Origin of the sequence: Rhizobium sp. FY34, assembly GCF_005222845.1 — a bacterium.
Classification (GTDB): Bacteria; Pseudomonadota; Alphaproteobacteria; order Rhizobiales; family Rhizobiaceae; genus Neorhizobium.
On sequence record NZ_STFZ01000011.1, the window covers coordinates 508824 to 525087 of the forward strand.

The window sequence follows — 16264 nt, forward strand, 5'->3', positions numbered from 1 at the left end:
TCGAAATCCTCAACCCTTCGTTGATATCCGTTTCAGCCCGAGCATGACCGCGCCGGCCACCAGCCCCCAGAAAGCGCCGGACACCCCGGCAAAGGCAAGGCCGGAGGCCGTGACGAGAAAGGTGATGGCAGCCGCCTCACGCGTCTCCACATCGCGAAACGCCGCCTGGGCAGAGCTGGAAAAGGCGCCGACAAGCGCCAGACCCGCCACGGCCTGCAACAGGATGGGTGGTGACAGCGCCACGAAGGCGATGATGGCGGAGGCCAGAAGCCCAAGCAGGATATAGCCGATACCGCCCACCAGCGCCGACCAGTAGCGCCGCTTCGGATCGGCATGCGCCTCTTCGCTGGCGCACATGGCCGCTGTCACGGCGGCCAGGTTGACCGGCACCGTGCCAAACAGCGCGCCGATGGCGGAAAACACGCCGGTTAGTGAGAAGAGCAGACTTGGCGAAGGCTCATAGCCATGAACCTTCAGGATCGCGATACCGGGAATATTCTGCGAGGCCATGGTGACGATGAACAGCGGCACTGCCACCGAAATGGCGCCATGCAGGGTAAACACCGGCGCGACAAAAATCATCTGCGGGTGAATGGCGTGGCTCAGTTCCGCCAGCACATCTGCCGGAAGCCCGACACCGAAGAGGAGCACAAGCGCGAAGGCGGCCAAAGCCGCCGGCACTGCCCAGAGCCGCTTCCAGATGACAAACACCATCCATGTGGCGACGATGGGCAGACCAAACAGCGGATTGAAGGCGACGGCCTTGACCGGCGCCAGGCAGAGATTGACGAGAATGCCGGCCAGCATGGCCTTGGCAAGCGGCGCCGGGATCATTCTAATCGCACGCCCAAGCGGCGAGAATAGCCCAGACAGCACGATCAGCGCCGCGCAGATGACGAAGGCGCCCACCGCTGCCGGAAACCCACCCTCGATCACGCCAATGCCCGCCAGAAGCGCTGCGCCAGGCGTTGACCAGGCGATACTGATCGGCATGCGCTTCCAGACCGGCAGGATCACGCCGAGCGACCCCATCAGCACCGACAGAACCAGCAGCGCGGATGCCACCTCATCCGGGGAGGCGCCCATCGCCGTCAACCCCTGCATGATCACCGCAAACGAACTGACGAAGCCGACAAAGGCGGTGAGCAGACCCATGATCATGGCCTGGGCGGAAAAATCTTTGAGCATAAGCGGTCTCTGAAGCAGCCACGAAGAGCGGTGAGAAGCAGAACGGCCGGCACTTGGCAAGCCGTTTTGCCGGCGCTCCCGGTCTCCCCATGCTCTCCAAACAGGCAGAGGCGCAAGGAAGATACAGCATTCCCGAAGGCCCGCTGACCATCCAGTGACGCTTTTTCGCGGAAAAACGGCAGATTGTGGCAAGATCTGGCGCTTGGCGCTTGCCTATGACAAAGCTTTTCCCTACCTCGCCATCCTTGGTTTTTCTGAAAGCGCGAGAAACAGGCCGTGATCCAGACGCCCTATTATCTGATCGACAAGTCGAAGCTGCTTGCCAATATGGAAAAGATCGCGACCTTACGCGAACTTTCCGGTGCAAAGGCGCTTCTGGCGCTCAAGTGCTTTGCCACCTGGGGCGTGTTCGATTTCATGCGCGACTATATGGACGGAACGACCTCGTCCTCACTCAACGAAGTGCGCCTTGGCCATGAGCGCTTCGGTAAGGAAACGCACGCCTATTCCGTCGCTTACGCCGATTACGAGATCGACGAGGTGATTTCCCACGCCGACAAGATCATCTTCAATTCGATCGGCCAGTTGACCCGCTATGCCGACAAGGCATCCGGCATCACGCGCGGCCTGCGTCTCAATCCCGGCGTATCCTCCTCCAGTTTTGATCTCGCCGATCCCGCCCGCCCCTTCTCGCGGCTTGGCGAATGGGATGTGAAACAGGTCGAGCCGGTGATGGATCTCGTCTCCGGCTTCATGATCCACAACAATTGCGAAAACGGCGATTTTGACCTCTTCGACCGCATGCTCGGCCAGATCGAGGAAAAATTCGCGCCGCTTCTCAAAAAAGCCGAATGGGTAAGCCTTGGCGGCGGCATCCATTTCACCGGCGAGGACTATCCGCTGGCAAAATTCGCGGAACGCCTGAAGCGCTTTTCCGGCGAGTATGGCGCGCAGGTCTATCTGGAGCCGGGCGAGGCCTCGATTACCAAATCCACGACGCTGGAAGTCTCGGTGCTCGATACGCTCTATAACGGCAAGAAGCTTGCGATCGTCGATTCATCCGTCGAGGCGCATATGCTCGACCTCCTCATCTACCGCGAAAGCGCCAAGATGAGCCCGAATGATGGCCCGCACCGCATCATGATCTGCGGCAAATCGTGCCTGGCCGGAGATATTTTCGGCGAATTCAATTTCGACCATGACCTGAAGATCGGCGACCGGATCTCCATCCAGGACGCTGCCGGTTATACCATGGTCAAGAAGAACTGGTTTAACGGCGTGCAAATGCCGTCAATCGCCATCCGCGAACTGGATGGCAGCATCAGGACGGTCCGTGAGTTTGACTACACGGACTACGAACACAGCCTTTCCTGAAAAGGCTTCTGACGATTGGACACGAAGGAGTTAGTCCTCATCATGAAAAAGAACGTTCTCATCATCGGCGCCGGTGGCGTTGCCCAGGTCGTGGCGCATAAATGCGCGCAAAACAACGACGTGCTGGGTGACATCCATATCGCCTCGCGCACAAAAGCCAAATGCGACGCCATCATCGCATCGGTTCACGAGAAGAAGGCGATGAAGCAGGCGGGCGTGCTGGAAGCCCATGCGCTCGACGCACTCGATATCGAGGCCACCAAGGCGCTGATCGAAAGGCTCGGCACGCAGATCGTCATCAATGTCGGCACCGCCTTCCTCAACATGTCGGTCCTGCGCGCCTGCATGGATACGGGCACCGCCTATATCGACACCGCCATCCACGAAGAGCCGAACAAGATCTGCGAAACCCCGCCCTGGTATGGAAACTACGAGTGGAAGCGCGCTGAAGAATGCGCAAACAAGGGCATTACCGCCATCCTCGGCGCCGGCTTTGATCCGGGCGTCGTCAATGCCTATGCGCGTTTGGCCAAGGACGAATATCTCGACAAGGTCACCGACGTCGATATCGTCGATATCAATGCCGGCAGCCATGGCAAATATTTCGCCACGAATTTCGATCCGGAAATCAATTTCCGCGAGTTCACCGGCGTCGTCTATTCCTGGCAGGGCGGCGAATGGCAGGTCAACAAGATGTTCGAGATCGGCAAGGATTACGACCTGCCGGTCGTCGGCACACGCCGCGCCTATCTCTGCGGCCATGATGAAGTGCACTCATTGGCAAAGAACATGGATGGCGCCGATGTGCGCTTCTGGATGGGCTTTGGCGATCACTATATCAACGTCTTCACCGTGCTCAAATCGATCGGCCTTCTCTCCGAACAGCCGGTCACGCTTGCCGATGGCTCCGAAGTCGTACCGTTGAAAGTGGTCAAGGCCTGCCTGCCCGACCCCTCCTCGCTTGCCCCGGAATACGAAGGCAAGACCTGCATCGGCGACTATGTGAAGGGTTTCAAGAACGGCAAGGAAAAGACCGTCTTCATCTATAATGTCGCTGACCACAAGGAAGCCTATAACGAAGTGGGAAGCCAAGGCATCAGCTACACCGCCGGTGTACCGCCGGTTGCTGCGGCCATGCTGGTTGCCACCGGCGAATGGGACGTGAAGAAGATGGCGAATGTGGAAGAACTGCCGCCCAAGCCCTTCATCAACCTGTTGAACAAGATCGGCCTGCCGACCCGTATCCAGGACGAGGATGGCGACCGCGCTGTCGAGTTCTGATCGGCGTTAGAATGTCGTGAGAGATATGACCCCGCTGGAGCGATCCGGCGGGGTTTTTTGTTGCGGGCTAAATGAATACAATTGCCACTCACATCATATCAAGAGCTGATTTAAAGCAGCAATCGCAATGAACAACTTTGCTCGAGACTAATATTTCTCGACCAACACAGGCCACACAACTATAATAAACACTGCAGCGCACCGCCTTCAACCACTGACCGAATTATGCGATGCTCAAGCCAAAATGGAGGAATCAGTGGCCGCGCTTTCAACTAAGGATTTAGACAATTTTCACAAGGCAGCAATCTCGCTGAAGTTGTTCAGCCGTGCCGAGCTCAATGACGATAAAAATCGCTCACTAATCGAGAAGCTGTATGTGGATCCGTTGCCTAACGACCACGTGTTCAAGACATTACTAGCCGACAATACAACTTTTATAATCGGAAGAAAGGGAAGCGGAAAGTCGACAGTCTTCCAGCGCGTCCAGCACGAAATCCGCAAAAATAAATCAAATATAATTTCTGCATATATGGACATTCGCAATGTATTTGAAGCATCACAAATAGATCCCGTCGCACAAACCAAGATAGAAGCTCTTGATGTAGCGATGTCTCCTGACCAAATCCAGAGATTTTTACTTTACAAACGATTTCTTAGATTGCTGATATCAGACATACGGAATGAGCTCAAGAGCCAGGTTGATCAGAGCTTTCTCACGCGATTGCGCGAGCGAGTGTCAGGGACTTCAGCGGAGGTTTTTGCTGGTCTCGACCTGCTTATAACGAAACTAGACAACCCCGACTACGAAGACATTGCCGGAATAGTATCCAAGCAAATCAAGAAAAACAACTCTGCAAGGCATGACAGCAAAGCCACCGGCAGCGTCAACTTTGAGGTGTCTAGTACCGATGTCGCTATAGGCGTCGGCGTAGGCGCAGAGGTTTCCAAGCTTGGCGAACATGCCGACGAGGAGCTCTATACGCAAATCCTTATGCGGATTATTGGCATCAATGACATAATTTCGGAGATTCAGAAAATACTGGGAGCGCTGGGTATCAAGCGACTTTATATTTTTCTTGATGATTTCTCTGAACTCCCACAACAAGCGCTGCATCTCTTGGTGGACGCCCTGATCTCGCCGTTGGCGAGGTGGTCGGACTTTATAAAGTTCAAAATCGCAGCATATCCGGGTCGAGTATACCTCGGATCATTAGATAAGACTAAGATAGAAGAAATTCAGCTTGATATGTACGGCCTCTACGGAGGGTCCGGCGTAGCAAAGATGGAAGAAAAAGCGATAGATTTCGTTCAAAGACTGGTTGAGAAGAGGATTCAGCATTTCTGTAAAGTTGACGCGGAAGTTTTCCTGAACGTGAAGCTGAATGAGTTTTGGCGAACACTTTTTCATGCATGCATGGCAAACCCACGCATCCTCGGCCATCTAATGCTCTATGCATATGATGCGCAACTGATCTATCAGAAAAAAGTTGGCATCCAGGCGGTTCAGGAAGCGTCACAGCGTTACTATGAAGAGAAAATTGCTCCATTTTTTGCAACGGGAAAGTACAAACTTGCACTAGAAGAAAGATCTTCTATTTATTCATTAAAGGAACTCCTAGAGAAAATTGTTTCACGCGCACGAGCCATTAGACAAGAGGGTTCGCGCGACGCGTCAAATACTCGGAGCCGCCCCTTCGCGAGCCACTTCTATGTTTCCCATGAGTTTGACGAGCTACTCCTGTCACTTGAGACGTCATTCTTTTTGACGAAATATTTCGAGCAATCGGACCGAGAAGGTGTTCGAGTTTCTATTTATGCTTTGAATTACGGCCTATGCACAAAATATCAAATCGGATTTGGACGACCTACAGAAAGAAGAGAGGACAGGCTGTATTTTGTAGACCGTAAGTTTGATTATAATGCACTAGCGCGGTCTTACATCCAAGAAAATCAAGAAATAAAATGTTCAGAATGCAACTCGGAATACGACCTATCGATGCTGCCAGCATTAAAGATGCTTCATATGTCTTGCCCTAAGTGTAGAAAGGGGATTTGCGCAGTTGTGAACTTATCCCAGAAGTACGGTGACGTTATAGAAGCCATCGGTCCGGAATTACTGTTACCTGAAACTGAACTCGGCATAATGCAGACGCTGTACAGTGAGAAAAAGCCTATGGTGGCAGCAGAAATTGCCGGCGATCTCGATTGCTCTGGCCAATTGGTCGGACGACGAGGCAAAAATCTTGCGGAACGCAAGTTAGTTGAGAGGACATCTTCCGGACAGGTCTACAGCTACACCCTAACAGAACAAGCAAAATCTGCTTACTTTAGCGACCCCACGGCAGGAGATTTAGATATCGCAGATAGTGGATGATTGGAATTGAAAAGCGACAAGAACGTTCGCTGACGGCACTTTACTTCGGTATCTGGAACTTCGTCGCTGAAGGAGAAACACGATGGAAGCTGACTGGAAGACGCTGCGCGCCGAACTGCCAAAGGAAATCCGAGCCCGGCTCGATGCCAAACGCGAAGAACGCCAGCTTGGCAAGGCGCAGGCGGAACACTCGGGCGCATCGAGCCCCAAACCTTCAAGCAAACCTGCGCCCTAGCCACCCTCACCCCACCAGCCATTCCCTGGCCGCCTCCACCACCGCCCGCGTCAGCTCCGGCAGCTGTTCCGCCGCCAGCCGGTTGACCTGCCAGTAGAGCGGCACGTCGAGATGCGTGCCGGGCATCAGTTCCTGCAGCCGGCCAGAGGCGAGATGGGCTTTCACCAGCGGCGCCGGGTTCATGCCCCAGCCCATGCCGGCAAGGCTTGCCTCGACAAAGCCCTCCGTCGAGGGCAGCCAATGGGTGGGGTGCGGCGGGCTTTTGCCAAAGACTTGTTTCAGCCAGTCTTCCTGCAGCCGGTCCTTCTGGTTGAAGGTGAGCGCCGGTGCCGTGTGAAAGGCCTCAAGCCTCACGCCGCCTGCAAAATGCCTTGCGATGAAATCGGGGCTTGCGGTGGCGTGATAGCGAAGGCTTCCCAGCGTCAGCACCCGGCAGCCCTGCACCGGCTTGCCATGGCCAGTCACGGCGGCCAGCACCCGTCCCCGTTGCAGCCATTCGGCGGTATGGTCCTGATCATCCACCTCGATCTTCAGCAAATGGCCGGATGTGGCGGCAAAGCGGGCAGCAGCCGTCAGAAACCAGGTGCCGAGACTATCGGCATTGGTTGCCACATGCAGCGTCACCGGCTGGCCTGCCTCGCCGGGACCGGCGAGCACCGGCAGGCGTCGGGCAAGCTCGGCCTCCAGCATGCCCACTTGCTCCATATGCCGGCACAGCCACTCGCCCTGTTCGGTTGCCCTGCATGGCGCACCACGCACGATCAGCACCGCGCCGAGGCGCTCTTCCATCTGCTTCACACGCTGCGAGACGGCAGACGGCGTGACATTGAGCAGCAAGGCCGCCTTTTCGAAACTGCCGGTCTGCACCACGAGGCTGACGGCTTTCAGGCCTGCATAATCCAGCATCGTCCTTAGCTCCACTACATTGGCATAACGAAGTTTAACTGGCCTAATGAGATTGGCAAGCCTAACCCTCGCGCCGGCAACAGTGCACAGAAGGCGCAGGGCATGGCATTTTCGGTTTACCTGACGGGCTTTTCGATGGGCCTCAGCCTGATTGTGGCGATCGGCGCGCAGAATGCCTTCGTGCTGCGTCAGGGCCTGCGCGGCGAATATGTATGTCTCGTCTGCTTCACCTGCGCGGCATCCGATGCACTGCTCATCACAGTTGGGGTGACAAGCTTTGCCAAGGTCGTTGCGCTTCTGCCCTGGCTTGATCCGGTGATGCGCGCCGCAGGCGCCGGCTTTCTTCTCTGGTATGGCGCGCGCAGCCTCCTCTCGGCCTTTCGCTCCAGCGGGGCGCTGGATGTGGGCGCCTCGGTGGCCGCACCCCTGTCGCGTGTGCTTCTCACCTGCCTGGCGCTCACCTGGCTCAACCCGCATGTCTATCTGGATACGGTCGTGCTGCTCGGCACGATTTCCACGCAGTTTGAAGGCGAGCAGCCAAGCTTTGCCGGCGGCGCGGTGACCGCCTCTTTCCTGTTCTTCTTTTCGCTCGGCTATGGCGCGCGCTTCCTGCGGCCGCTGTTTGCCAAGCCTGCCGCCTGGCGCCTGCTCGAAGCGGCAATCGGCCTTACCATGTGGGCGATTGCCCTGAAGCTCGTCTTCCTCGATTGAGATCTAAATATAGAGCGGCGCCATTCTGCGCCAGGCGCCGGCACGGTGGGCGCGACCGTCCCACAAATGCAGGCTATGCTGCACGCCTTTGTCATGGAGAAGGCGGCTCAGGTAGTGGTTGTTGTCCACAAACGGGTCCGCCTCGCCAATGGTCAGCACGATATCCACCTGGCGCAACCGCTCCAGTTTCCAGTGGCAGTTGAGGCCGGGCAGGAAATGCGTCGGCGTGTGGAAATAGACGTCATCGTCATAATAGCCATCCAGCAGATCGCCAAAGCATTCAACCTTCAGGGTCAGGTCATAACGCCCGGAAAAGGCAACCAGCTTGCGAAACAGATGCGGGTGGCGAAAGACGAGGCTTGCCGCCTGAAAGGCGCCGAGACTGCAGCCATGCGCAATCGTGCATTCATGCGGATTTTTCGCCGCCATCAGCGGCATCACTTCATGCAGAACATAATCCTCGAAGGCGGAATGGCGGCGAATACGGTCGGCGGGATGGCGTGCGCCATCGTAAAAGCTCTCATTCGCCAGCCCCTCGATGCAAAACAACTGGAGATGGCCGGCGCGCACCTTGTCGCTGAGGCTATCCACCAGTCCCAGCCGTTCATATTCCCAGAAACGCCCTTCACGCGTGGGAAACATCAGGACTTTTGCGCCGCTATGGCCGAAAACGAGAAGCTCCATATCTCGATGGAGCCTTGGACTGTACCAGCGCACATATTCCCGGATCATAGCACCTCGAAAAACCGCCGAATCTTCTGTGACAGCAGAGCATGTTGCGATGCAGAATCAGGATAGTCGAAGTGGCCGGCATCGAGAATGAAAGTTTCATTAAATTTTGATGGCATCAACGCATTGGCAATGGCGAACTGGCAGGGCGGCGCAACGGCCGGATCAAACCTTGCCACAGCCACCAGCATGGGCACCGTGATACGGCTTGCGGCAATGGCTGCATCAAACAGCGCAAGCACACCATCCACCTGCGGATGCGTCTTGCGGTAGATCTGCACGGAGGCGGCACTTCCGGTGGTCGGCAGCGTCAACCAGAGCGGCCGGTGACCGAAAGTCGGCACTTCGAGATAGCCGCGCGCGATGCGGGGGTCATAAGGCATTGCCAGCGCGCCGATGCCACCGCCGAAACTGATGCCGCTATAACCGATGCGCCCGGCAAGCTGCGGGTGAAGTGTGGTCAGCGCAGACACGGCAATCCACAGATCCTCGACACAGCCGCCGATGACATAGCTGTCCGGCTTTTCGATATCATGCAGCACATGCCACTGCGCATCGGGCGAAATCGGCGGACAGGGACTTTTCGACATGCCGCGGAAACAGGGAAACAGCAGTACGGCATCACGCACCGGATAATCGAAATCCGGCGCATCGCGCCCACCATAGCCGTGCCCGACGATGATCCCGCGGCGGATCTTTTCGCGCAGTGGCGTGAGCAGCCAGCCGCCGATGCGCATACCATCCGTTGAGCTATAGGCGATCTCTTCGACGCGGAAATCCGGATGCGACAGCGCGCAGGGACAAAGAATTGGAGCGGGCTTCACGCCAAGCACTCGGGCATATCTGCTGGCCCAGAACGCATCGAAACTTTCCGGCGCCGGCGGGGCCTTGATGGCGCGCAGCGCATCGAGGGAATAGCCGTAGCTCGGATCGAAATCGAAAGGATGCTCTGTCGGAATGCTCATGCCTGCGTTTGTTTCGCGAAACGCAGGCCGCCACAAGGGCGCAAGGGCTGGCAAAGGGTGAAAACCCCAGCAAAAACCCGCCGGCGCGTGCTGCACCGGCGGGTTGTTTAAAAGCCAATCAGGCTCAGCCGATTTCCGACTGGCTCTCGATGATCTTCGAAACGAGGCCATAGGTGACGGCTTCGTCGGCAGACAGCCAGTAATCACGGTCGATGTCCTTGGCGATCTTGTCTTCGCTCTGGCCGGTGGCCTTGGCGAAGATGCGGATCAGGCGCTGGTTCATCTTGATGATTTCATTGGCCTGGATCTGAATGTCCGATGCCATGCCGCGCGTGCCGCCAGAGGGTTGGTGCAGCAGGAAGCGGGTGTTGGGCAGGCAAATGCGGCGTGCCTTCGGCACCGAGACATAGATCAGCGCGCCGGCGGAGGCGACCCAGCCGGTACCGATGATCCAGACCTTCGGCTTGATGAACTTGATCATGTCATGGATAGAATCGCCCGATTCGACATGGCCGCCGGGAGAGTTCACATAGATGCGGATATCGTCGTCGCTGGCGGCGGCAAGGGCCACCAGCTGCGTGCAAACCTTCTGCGCCAGTTCCTGGGTAATGCCGCCATAGATGAAGATCGAACGCGACTTGAAAAGATTCGCCTCCGTTTCCTTGCCGAGCGCCAATTCCTTCGTCTTGTCGTCGTCATTCTCATCAAGCATAAAGCAGTCTCCAGTGTGGATTTCCTTACCTCGGACATAATGCGTTCGCCGCCACAAAACAATGCGCCAAAGGCAAGGAAGCTGCCGGTAAGGTGAATAGGGCCTTCGTCATTTTACGGATGGACAGATTTTTAGGCACTGCCTAATCATAGGCATTGTTGCGTCGCAGCAGGTCTGCCTGCCCGGCTCCGGAATTTTGATGAGGGGAACCTGATGTTCAAACGCCTTTTGCTCACCGCCGTCACGCTGGGTGCAGCCACCGCACCCGCCTTTGCCCACCTTGATCCGCTGGCGCATGGCTCCTTTGCCGCCGGCCTCTCGCATCCGATCTTTGGCGCAGACCATGTCCTGGCCATGGTGGCTGTCGGCCTCTGGGCCTCGCAGATTGCCGCCTCATCAGGTCGCAAGGCAGCGCTTTTTGTGGTGCCGTTCGCTTTCGTCGCCACCATGGCGCTCGGCTTCGTGCTCGCCGTTCTTGGCGTGTCGCTGCCCTTCGTCGAGCCTGCCATTCTTGCCTCGGTCATCGGCCTTGGCCTGCTGGTCGCCATGGCCGTGCGCCTGCCCGTGGCAGCGTCTGCTGCCGTTGTTGGCGTGTTCGCACTGTTCCACGGCCATGCGCATGGCGGGGAACTGGGATCCGCCGGCGCCCTGCAATTCGGCCTCGGCTTTGTGGTCGCAACAGCGCTTCTGCATGCCGCCGGTGCAGCACTTGGCCTCGGCCTTGGACGCTTTGCACCGGTCGTTGCGCGCCTCGCCGGCGGGCTGACCGCACTGGCCGGCCTGTCGCTCGTCTTTGGCAGCTGATATTTCAGGATCACCGATGGGTCGGATACGCCGACCCATCGGGCAGACACAAGCTTACCAAGATTTAAGCTTGGCACCGCTGCAAAAGCCGGATTCCGGCCCCATTTGCTCCTCATGGATTTTTAAATACCCCGTTGAGGAGACATGAAATGTCACCGGAAGAACGCCAGCTTCTGTCTACCCTGTTTGACCGCGTGCGCGCGGCATCCAACACTCCGCGCGATCCCGATGCCGAGAGCCTGATCGCCGAAGCACTGCGCCAGGTGCCGCAAGCACCCTATTATCTGGCCCAGGCCGTCATCGTGCAGGAAAAGGGGCTCGAAGCCGCCGCGAAACGCATCGAGGAGCTGGAAGCGCGCCTTCGCCAGATGGAGCAGCAGGCACAGAGCGCCAGCATGCGCCCGGCAGAACAGCGCGGCGGCTTTCTCTCCTCGATCTTCGGCTCAGCCGAGCCGCCGCCGGCCGCCCCAAGAACTCAGCAACAACAGCAATCCGGCTATGGCGGCGCAGCATCGGGCCCCTGGGGCCAAGCCTCCGGTCCAGCCCAACCGCAGGCCTATGCCCAGCAACCCGGTTATGGCCAACAGCCCGGCTACGGCCAGATGCAGCAGCCGGCCGGTCCCTGGTCAAACCCCATGCGCACGCCATCTGCAGGTGGCGGTTTTCTCACCGGCGCGCTGGGCGCAGCGGCGGGTGTGGCGGGCGGCATGCTGCTGGCCAATTCCCTGAGCGGCGTGTTCGGCAATCACATGGCAGGGCTCGGGCTCGGCAATCCCGCCGCAGAGGGCCTAACCGCGGCCCCGGTCGAGGAAACCGTAATCAACAATTATTATGGCGATGATGCCCGTCCCGGCCCTGACGCGAGCACAGACGCCTCAGACAATCGCGATGACGGCGTGCAGCAGGCCGATCTCGATGACGATGGTGCCAATGGCTGGAGCGATGATTCGGGCTCAGACGATAGCGGCTACGCGTGATAGTTCAAAAGCACGTGCGCTTGAGAACAGACCCTCATCTGCGAACGCCCCGGCCCTTCGCTTTAGGCTCCGGGCGTTCGCTGCTCAAATCGCTCCACTGGAGCGATTTGCCGGCTAAGGCCGTCGCAGCTCACCCACGACCGCGATAGGTCGGCACGCCCTGCTCCGGCAGCCACACGCCTTCGGGTGCCGTACCGGTCTGATAGAACACATCGATCGGAATGCCGCCGCGCGGATACCAGTAGGCGCCGATGCGCAGCCATTTCGGATCGAGAAGCTCAACGATGCGCCTGGCAATATAGACCGAGCAATCCTCGTGAAAGGCGCCATGATTGCGGAAGGACTGCAAGAACAGCTTCAGCGATTTCGATTCGACCAGAAACGCGTCGGGAATATAATCGATGACGATATGGGCGAAATCCGGCTGGCCGGTCATCGGGCAGAGCGAGGTGAATTCCGGCGCCGTGAAGCGCACCACGTAATCCGTGCCGGCATTGCTGTTCGGCACCTTTTCCATCACCGCCGCTTCCGGGCTTGCTGGTGCATCCACTTTCTGGCCGAGTTGCGACAGCCCGCTGACATCCGTCATGCTCATGATCATTGACCTTCTAACTTAACCCGCAGCCCGTGGGCATCCTCGCCCTCCGGCTCCACATGAATTGCAAGAGAAGCGCCGGGAATAGCCGCTTTGATCGCATCTTCCAAGCGGTCGCAAATCATATGCGCCTTGCCGACTGCCATTTCGGCCGGCACCACCAGATGAAAATCGATGAAGGCGGCAGCACCGGCGCGGCGCGTGCGCAGGTCATGCACATCGAGCACGCCCGCCGCATGGGTGGCAATGGCAGCCTTGATCGCTTCCTCCTCTTCCGGCTCCACGGCGCGGTCCATCAGCCCGCCCAGCGAATGGCTGATCACCTTCCAACCCTGGTAGAGAATGTTGATGGCGACGATGATGGCGAGAAGCGGATCAAGGATCGCATAGCCGGTGAGGATGGCGAGCACCAGGCCGATCAGCACGCCGATGGAGGTGACGACATCCGACATGATGTGATGGCCGTCGGCTTTCAGCGCCGGCGAACGGTAGCGGGTGCCAACCCGCAGCAGAAGCGTTGCCCAAATGGCATTGATCACGCCGGCGGCCCCGTTGATGGCAAGGCCAAGCAAAGGCGCATCCGGCAGGCGGGGATCGACAAGCCCGCCCCAGGCCTCGCGCACGATCAGAAGCGCGGCAACGACGATCAGCACGCCTTCCAGCACCGCAGACAGATATTCCGCCTTGTGGTGGCCGAACTGATGGTCCTCATCGGCGGGGCGTTGCGCATAGCGAATGACGAAATAGGCAATCACCGCTGCTGTCACATTGACCGTGCTTTCCAGCCCGTCGGACAAAAGCGCCACCGAGCCGGTCACCCACCAGGCGACCAGCTTCAGTCCCATGACGCCGATCGCAAGCGGTATCCCCCAGAAGGCGATCCGTTGAACGAGAAGATTGTTTGGTTCGGTCATCATCTTTCCATGCGCATGCGAGTGAGTTGCAACAGCCCTGAAACAGCGAAACCGCCGGAGCGCATATTAGCGCCCGGCGGTTTCCAATTGATGCGCTGTATGAATCAGATTGGACGAGAAGTCAAAACGGAATTGAAATGCATGCTAGACATAAATTCGTCACGACATTGCTCGTAAGCATGTTGATCATCATGGTTCGGGCGCTGGGGCATCGGCATGCAAATTCGCATATTCGCAAAACGGGCAGCACTGAGCGCGCTTGGCCTGGTATTGGCCCTTGGCCTTTACCTGGGTTATCTCCAGCTCAGCGGAAATTTCCACGAAATCTTGCCCGGAAAGTTTTACCGGTCAGCGCAGCTTTCGAGTGAAGATCTTGGCCGCGCCATTGATACCTATCACATCAAGACGGTCATCAATCTTCGCGGCACCAATACCGGCCATTCCTGGTATGATGACGAGGTTGCCGTCACGCAGGCCCATGGCGCAAAACACATCGATTTCGGTATTTCGGCACTCAAGGAACTAACGCCTGAAAAGAGCATGGCGCTTGTCGCGCTGATGCGCGATGCCGAAGGCCCACTCCTCATTCACTGTCGGGGTGGCGCCGATCGAACCGGGCTGGCATCCGTGATGTATCTCCAGCAGATCGCCGGCGTCGACGAGGAAACCGCCGAATGGCAGCTGACACCGCTCTATGGCCATATCAACCTGCCCTTCCTGGGCGCCTATGCTATGGATGATACCTGGGAACAGTTCGAGAAACTGATTGGGCTGCCAAGCTGAAATAGTGGCAGCCACAGTTGCCCTTGCGATACTCGAACCGCCAAGAGCCTGCTATGGACATGAGAGGGACAGAGGATTAAATTATCACCAGGTATTACTTGGTAATATGGAGCCCTGATGGCAACTTCCCTGAAGATTGACGACAGGCTGAAGGGTCGCGTGCAGCAGCTTGCCAGCCAGCGTCGCCGCTCGCCGCACTGGATCATGCTCGAAGCCATCCAGCAATATGTCGAGCGCGAAGAGGCACGCGAGAGTTTCAAACAGGAAGCCATGATATCCTGGGCCGCCTACACGCAAACCGGTCGCCACCTGACCGGCGAAGAGGTCAGCGCCTGGCTGAACACCTGGGGTAGCGATGACGAGAAGCCGGTGCCCGAGTGCCACGACTGATCGTGACGGAAGGCGCCGTCAAGGGCTTGCAGCGTTGCCAGCGTTTTCTTGCCGCCAGGGCACCGAAGGCTGCATCGCGGGCGGCGGAGGCGATCAAACGACAACTTCTTCAGCTTGAAACAATACCCGATATGGGCAGACCGCTGCTGGAAGAACCAGAACTGCGCGAATTGGTGATTGCCTTTGGAGACACAGGCTATGTGGCTCTCTATCGTCACAAGCCCGCAGAGGATGCGGTCTATGTTCTAGCCTTTCGGCATCAGAAGGAAGCGGGTTACTGATGCGATTGCTGGTGTTTGCGACTGTTTAGATTTCGAGGAAAGATATCAATGGCGCTCACCAGCAAAATCTCCCTCTATAATAGCCAATGGCCTTTTCAATTCTCAGCCGAAGCAGAGCGGATTGCAGAATGCTTTAATTCGGAACTTAGCAGGATTCATCATGTCGGAAGCACAGCGGTTCCCGATCTTGCGGCAAAACCTGAAATAGACCTACTGGTTGAAGTGTCCGAGCATCAAAACGAGGCCATTCGCGACGCAGCCATGCGGGATCTGGGCTATATACGTGGAAGTAATCTTTCAGAAGGCCACCATTTTTTCCGTCGCGATGTTGGAGGAATTCGAACACATAAAGTGCATATCTGCGTCATAGGTCATTGGCAGATTGAGCGAATGATCCGCTTTCGCGATCTTTTACGAGCTGATCCTGTTATTCGGCAGCAATATCAGGATCTGAAGCTTCGGTTGGAGGCCAATAACCGGGAGGGCATTGGCGAATATCTTGCGCAGAAAGCGCCTTTTATCGATGCATTGATGGGCATTCAGGATCTCAATCCAGCAACAACGCCATCTGGATGACGTCGATGAACCGCCCGTCGATTCGCACACCATCGCGCGCCACTCCTTCCGTCACGAAGCCGACCTTTTCGTAAAGTGCCTTGGCGCGGAGGTTGTCGGCATAGACGTCGAGATCAATTCGGTGAAGTTTCAGCGCGCGAGCCGCTTCGATGGTCGTTGTGATCAGCCGCCGGCCAAGCCCGCAGTCCCGATATCCGGGCACGATTCCCATGCCGAGCGTGCATCGATGGGCGTGAACCTCCCGCTGGTGGCGGCGAAGATCGCACCAGCCAATGACTTGCCCTTCCGCGATCGCGACGAATTGTGGATGGCCGTTGCGGATATTGTCCAACACAAAGTCACGGGTGCCATCCAGCGGAGGCGCCTCCAGAAAGGAGAGGTACCTGCGTTCACGGGCCACAATGTCGAGGGCCTTGTGAAAGCCCTCGACATGAGCTTCCCGGATCGGTTCAATCCGGATTTCCTTCAT

The 16264-nt window shown here is 57.5% G+C and carries 19 protein-coding genes; 11 read left to right on the forward strand and 8 right to left on the reverse strand.

Annotated elements, in window-relative coordinates; all coding sequences use genetic code 11:
• Window positions 1-9: 9 nt before the first annotated feature.
• Window positions 10-1188, reverse strand: coding sequence for a benzoate/H(+) symporter BenE family transporter (locus E8M77_RS09415; protein WP_137130359.1), 1179 nt, complete (start codon window positions 1186-1188; stop codon window positions 10-12).
• A gap of 276 nt (window positions 1189-1464) precedes the next feature.
• Between E8M77_RS09415 and E8M77_RS09420 the strand changes: the two genes are divergently transcribed.
• From E8M77_RS09420 to E8M77_RS09435, 4 genes are all read left to right on the forward strand, one after another.
• The gene (locus tag E8M77_RS09420; RefSeq protein WP_137130360.1) at window positions 1465-2562 is read left to right on the forward strand and encodes a carboxynorspermidine decarboxylase; all 1098 of its coding nucleotides are present in this window, start codon (window positions 1465-1467) and stop codon (window positions 2560-2562) included.
• A gap of 42 nt (window positions 2563-2604) precedes the next feature.
• Window positions 2605-3843 carry a saccharopine dehydrogenase family protein gene (locus tag E8M77_RS09425; RefSeq protein ID WP_137130361.1) on the forward strand — a complete coding sequence of 413 codons (1239 nt, stop codon included), beginning with the start codon at window positions 2605-2607 and terminating at the stop codon, window positions 3841-3843.
• 256 nt (window positions 3844-4099) lie between these two features.
• Window positions 4100-6217, forward strand: a complete 2118-nt coding sequence (locus E8M77_RS09430; RefSeq protein WP_137130362.1) for a hypothetical protein — start codon at window positions 4100-4102, stop codon at window positions 6215-6217.
• Window positions 6218-6299: 82 nt separating this feature from the next.
• Window positions 6300-6452, forward strand: a complete 153-nt coding sequence (locus E8M77_RS09435; RefSeq protein ID WP_205910469.1) for a hypothetical protein — start codon at window positions 6300-6302, stop codon at window positions 6450-6452.
• A 6-nt stretch (window positions 6453-6458) separates the two neighbouring features.
• Here the strand turns inward: E8M77_RS09435 and E8M77_RS09440 are convergent, their stop codons facing one another.
• On the reverse strand, window positions 6459-7358 hold the full coding sequence (locus E8M77_RS09440; protein WP_137130363.1) for a LysR family transcriptional regulator ArgP: 900 nt from the start codon (window positions 7356-7358) through the stop codon (window positions 6459-6461).
• A gap of 102 nt (window positions 7359-7460) precedes the next feature.
• On the opposite strand from E8M77_RS09440, the gene E8M77_RS09445 reads away from it, so the two are divergent.
• Window positions 7461-8069, forward strand: a complete 609-nt coding sequence (locus tag E8M77_RS09445) for a LysE/ArgO family amino acid transporter (RefSeq protein ID WP_137130364.1) — start codon at window positions 7461-7463, stop codon at window positions 8067-8069.
• A gap of 3 nt (window positions 8070-8072) precedes the next feature.
• Here E8M77_RS09445 and E8M77_RS09450 read toward each other — a convergent pair whose 3' ends face one another.
• The 3 genes from E8M77_RS09450 to E8M77_RS09460 form a co-directional block, all read right to left on the reverse strand.
• Complete coding sequence (locus E8M77_RS09450) at window positions 8073-8801, reverse strand: alpha/beta hydrolase-fold protein (RefSeq protein WP_137130365.1); 729 nt, start codon at window positions 8799-8801, stop codon at window positions 8073-8075.
• Window positions 8798-9763, reverse strand: a complete 966-nt coding sequence (locus E8M77_RS09455) for an acetylxylan esterase (RefSeq protein WP_137130366.1) — start codon at window positions 9761-9763, stop codon at window positions 8798-8800. The genes E8M77_RS09450 and E8M77_RS09455 overlap by 4 nt, the downstream gene beginning before the upstream one ends.
• Before the next feature lie 124 nt (window positions 9764-9887).
• The gene (locus E8M77_RS09460) at window positions 9888-10475 is read right to left on the reverse strand and encodes an ATP-dependent Clp protease proteolytic subunit (RefSeq protein WP_137130367.1); all 588 of its coding nucleotides are present in this window, start codon (window positions 10473-10475) and stop codon (window positions 9888-9890) included.
• 213 nt (window positions 10476-10688) lie between these two features.
• Here E8M77_RS09460 and E8M77_RS09465 point away from each other — a divergent pair, with 213 nt between their 5' ends.
• Window positions 10689-11279, forward strand: a complete 591-nt coding sequence (locus tag E8M77_RS09465) for a HupE/UreJ family protein (RefSeq protein WP_137130368.1) — start codon at window positions 10689-10691, stop codon at window positions 11277-11279.
• Window positions 11280-11428: 149 nt separating this feature from the next.
• Entirely contained in the window at window positions 11429-12256 is an 828-nt protein-coding gene (locus tag E8M77_RS09470) for a DUF2076 domain-containing protein (RefSeq protein WP_137130369.1), read from the forward strand.
• Between the two features lie 130 nt (window positions 12257-12386).
• Here E8M77_RS09470 and queF read toward each other — a convergent pair whose 3' ends face one another.
• Window positions 12387-12851, reverse strand: a complete 465-nt coding sequence (gene queF, locus E8M77_RS09475; protein ID WP_137130370.1) for a preQ(1) synthase — start codon at window positions 12849-12851, stop codon at window positions 12387-12389.
• 2 nt (window positions 12852-12853) lie between these two features.
• Complete coding sequence (locus tag E8M77_RS09480) at window positions 12854-13765, reverse strand: cation diffusion facilitator family transporter (protein ID WP_137130371.1); 912 nt, start codon at window positions 13763-13765, stop codon at window positions 12854-12856.
• A 216-nt stretch (window positions 13766-13981) separates the two neighbouring features.
• Between E8M77_RS09480 and E8M77_RS09485 the strand changes: the two genes are divergently transcribed.
• The 4 genes from E8M77_RS09485 (at window position 13982) to E8M77_RS09500 (ending at window position 15795) form a co-directional block, all read left to right on the forward strand.
• Window positions 13982-14548 carry a tyrosine-protein phosphatase gene (locus E8M77_RS09485; protein ID WP_137130372.1) on the forward strand — a complete coding sequence of 189 codons (567 nt, stop codon included), beginning with the start codon at window positions 13982-13984 and terminating at the stop codon, window positions 14546-14548.
• A gap of 117 nt (window positions 14549-14665) precedes the next feature.
• The gene (locus E8M77_RS09490) at window positions 14666-14938 is read left to right on the forward strand and encodes a CopG family ribbon-helix-helix protein (RefSeq protein WP_137130373.1); all 273 of its coding nucleotides are present in this window, start codon (window positions 14666-14668) and stop codon (window positions 14936-14938) included.
• On the forward strand, window positions 14926-15219 hold the full coding sequence (locus E8M77_RS09495) for a type II toxin-antitoxin system RelE/ParE family toxin (RefSeq protein WP_137130374.1): 294 nt from the start codon (window positions 14926-14928) through the stop codon (window positions 15217-15219). Before E8M77_RS09490 ends, E8M77_RS09495 begins: the two co-directional genes overlap by 13 nt.
• 48 nt (window positions 15220-15267) lie before the next feature.
• Complete coding sequence (locus E8M77_RS09500) at window positions 15268-15795, forward strand: GrpB family protein (protein WP_137130375.1); 528 nt, start codon at window positions 15268-15270, stop codon at window positions 15793-15795.
• Here the strand turns inward: E8M77_RS09500 and E8M77_RS09505 are convergent.
• Entirely contained in the window at window positions 15767-16264 is a 498-nt protein-coding gene (locus E8M77_RS09505) for a GNAT family N-acetyltransferase (RefSeq protein ID WP_137130376.1), read from the reverse strand. The genes E8M77_RS09500 and E8M77_RS09505 overlap by 29 nt on opposite strands.

Excerpts from the sequence above, each read along its gene's own strand:
- E8M77_RS09470 (WP_137130369.1), top strand. The coding sequence starts at position 11,429 with ATGTCACCGGAAGAACGCCAGCTTCTGTCTACCCTGTTTGACCGCGTG.
- E8M77_RS09450 (WP_137130365.1), bottom strand. The coding sequence starts at position 8,801 with ATGATCCGGGAATATGTGCGCTGGTACAGTCCAAGGCTCCATCGAGAT.
- E8M77_RS09460 (WP_137130367.1), bottom strand. The coding sequence starts at position 10,475 with ATGCTTGATGAGAATGACGACGACAAGACGAAGGAATTGGCGCTCGGC.
- queF (WP_137130370.1), bottom strand. The coding sequence starts at position 12,851 with ATGAGCATGACGGATGTCAGCGGGCTGTCGCAACTCGGCCAGAAAGTG.
- E8M77_RS09435 (WP_205910469.1), top strand. The coding sequence starts at position 6,300 with ATGGAAGCTGACTGGAAGACGCTGCGCGCCGAACTGCCAAAGGAAATC.
- E8M77_RS09440 (WP_137130363.1), bottom strand. The coding sequence starts at position 7,358 with ATGCTGGATTATGCAGGCCTGAAAGCCGTCAGCCTCGTGGTGCAGACC.
- E8M77_RS09415 (WP_137130359.1), bottom strand. The coding sequence starts at position 1,188 with ATGCTCAAAGATTTTTCCGCCCAGGCCATGATCATGGGTCTGCTCACC.
- E8M77_RS09500 (WP_137130375.1), top strand. The coding sequence starts at position 15,268 with ATGGCGCTCACCAGCAAAATCTCCCTCTATAATAGCCAATGGCCTTTT.
- E8M77_RS09480 (WP_137130371.1), bottom strand. The coding sequence starts at position 13,765 with ATGACCGAACCAAACAATCTTCTCGTTCAACGGATCGCCTTCTGGGGG.
- E8M77_RS09490 (WP_137130373.1), top strand. The coding sequence starts at position 14,666 with ATGGCAACTTCCCTGAAGATTGACGACAGGCTGAAGGGTCGCGTGCAG.
- E8M77_RS09455 (WP_137130366.1), bottom strand. The coding sequence starts at position 9,763 with ATGAGCATTCCGACAGAGCATCCTTTCGATTTCGATCCGAGCTACGGC.
- E8M77_RS09425 (WP_137130361.1), top strand. The coding sequence starts at position 2,605 with ATGAAAAAGAACGTTCTCATCATCGGCGCCGGTGGCGTTGCCCAGGTC.
- E8M77_RS09485 (WP_137130372.1), top strand. The coding sequence starts at position 13,982 with ATGCAAATTCGCATATTCGCAAAACGGGCAGCACTGAGCGCGCTTGGC.
- E8M77_RS09505 (WP_137130376.1), bottom strand. The coding sequence starts at position 16,264 with ATGAAGGAAATCCGGATTGAACCGATCCGGGAAGCTCATGTCGAGGGC.
- E8M77_RS09465 (WP_137130368.1), top strand. The coding sequence starts at position 10,689 with ATGTTCAAACGCCTTTTGCTCACCGCCGTCACGCTGGGTGCAGCCACC.
- E8M77_RS09445 (WP_137130364.1), top strand. The coding sequence starts at position 7,461 with ATGGCATTTTCGGTTTACCTGACGGGCTTTTCGATGGGCCTCAGCCTG.